The 1,985-nt window shown below is 67.3% G+C and carries 2 protein-coding genes; both read right to left on the bottom strand.

The genetic code is table 11. The features are described from left to right. A partial coding sequence (locus ROA7023_RS23365) for a phage terminase large subunit family protein (RefSeq protein WP_085881333.1) occupies positions 1-1,433 on the bottom strand: 1,433 nt, incomplete at its 3' end. Further along, complete coding sequence (locus ROA7023_RS23360) at positions 1,423-1,935, bottom strand: hypothetical protein (RefSeq protein ID WP_085881332.1); 513 nt, start codon at positions 1,933-1,935, stop codon at positions 1,423-1,425. The genes ROA7023_RS23360 and ROA7023_RS23365, both read right to left, overlap by 11 nt. Positions 1,936-1,985 lie beyond the last annotated feature (50 nt).

Raw genomic sequence — 1,985 nt, 5'->3', positions numbered from 1 at the left:
GGGATCTTGCCCTTGTTGGTGCGGGTGGGGCGGCGGGGCCAGACCGGGATGCCTGGGCCGCCACGGCCCTTGATCGCCCAGATGCGACGGGCGAGACGGGTGCGGCAGAACTCGTAGGCCATCTTGGTGTGGTGGCCGCCGGTGTCCACCGCGACAGCGCGCACGGGCAGGTCGCCATAGGTGCTGTTCAGCACGCCATCCAGGTCTGACCAGAGGCGCGGGCCGGAAGGGTCGCCCCACAGTACGCGATAGTCGATGACCCATGCTTCCTCGTCGCGGCCCCAGCCGACGATCTGCACCTCGATCCGGTCGCCCTGCACATCCACGCCCGCCGTCAGCACGGCCACGCCAGGGGCGAGGTCGCTGCCCCAATCCTCGCGCCGGGCCATCAGCGGGTCGGCGGGAACGGTGTCACCCGCCTGGTCCTCCCAGGACTCGCCCAGTTTGGTGTTGACCCAGACCTGCAGGCGGGCAGGATCCTTGGAAACGCGGGCATGCTCCTGCGCGATCTCGGCCCATGTCTCCCATGGCGAGTACAGCGATGACAGGTGGAACCCCGCGGTGCGGCCATCGCCCAGCGCGGTGGATCGCCATTCACCAGCAGACATCAGGCGCGGCTTTTCGTGTTCATGATGCACGCCGCCGCAGGCATCGCATAACAGATAGGCCGCGTCGCGGTGCCCCTCGGGCCAGCGAATGCGCGCCCATGTGATCGGGGCCATGTCGCCGCAATGCTGGCAGGGCACATGGAAATACCGCTGGTCGCTGTCGAGATAGGCCGCCTCGATGCGGGAATGGCCTTTCAGTGTGGGCGTGGAGACCATGTAAATCTTGCGCCGCCCCCGGAAGGTGGTCGTGCGCTGGATGGCCAGATCGACGGGGTCGCCCTCACCATCGGCATCGCCGGGATAGCCGTCCACCTCGTCGAGGAACAGATATCGCACCGGTGTGGATCGAAGTCCGACGGCGCTGTTCGCCCCGGTCATCACCAGCTGGCCGCCGGGGAAGGATTTGCGGAACAGGCTGTTCCCGGCGTCCCGCGATCTCGGAGCCGACACCAAGTCGCGCAAGGCTGGGGTGGCCTCGATCAGCGGATCGATCCGCACGGTCGTGTTGCGCCGCACCATGTCGAGCGACGGCATGACCAGCATGGCGATGCCGGGGGCGTTCTGGATGATGTAGCCGAGCCAATTCAGTCCGGCCTCGGACCCTCCTGTCTGCGCGCCCTTCATCAGCACGACCCGCTCATAGGGGCTGGAGGTGGACAGGGCGTCCATCACGGCGCGTAGATAGGGCGTGCGATCCGTGCGCCAGCGCCCCGGTTCGGCAGATGTGGGCGGCAAGATGCGGTGCCGGTCGGCCCAGTCTGATACGGGGATGGGCGGTTCGGGGCGGATGCCGCGCCGCCAGGCGAGATCAATTTCAGGCACCATCGCCAAAACTCCCCAAGGGCATGTCGGCCAGGTATTCCAGATGTTCGCGCATCATCCGGTCGAGGGCGGCGAAGGTGGCACGCGGATCGGCTCCTACCTCTGCCGCCAGCAGCGGCGCTGTGCGCTGGACCCACGCCATGTGGGCGTCGCGTTCGGCACGGGCGCGGGCAAATACCGTCCGGGTGGCGGCGAGAGTTTCGACCAGTTGACCCTGTTCCTTCTCGAACGCCAGCTTGGCTCGCTGCACCTTGACGATTTCATGCAGGCGTTTGGCCTCGGCCAGCGTGGTCGAGACGCGGGCAGGAGCGGCAGCAGCACCACCACGGTTGCGACGGGCGGGGTCGAGGTTGTCCTCTATCCATGCCAGCCCCACCGCCACGTCGATCTGCCCGTCCGCGCGCACCGGCAGACCCTCGGCCACCAGTTGCGAGATGCGTCCCTTGGTCAGGCCGACGCGTGTGGCGAAGGCGGTCTTGGTTTCGGAGGTGTTGAGTTTAGTCAAATTCGCCCCCTGACGCTGGAGGGGTCATGCGCTGCGCTCCCCCACATACG

The sequence above is a fragment of the Roseisalinus antarcticus genome (assembly GCF_900172355.1).
In the GTDB taxonomy this organism is placed as follows: Bacteria; Pseudomonadota; Alphaproteobacteria; order Rhodobacterales; family Rhodobacteraceae; genus Oceanicola; species Oceanicola antarcticus_A.
This window is presented reverse-complemented; position numbering and strand designations above follow the sequence as displayed.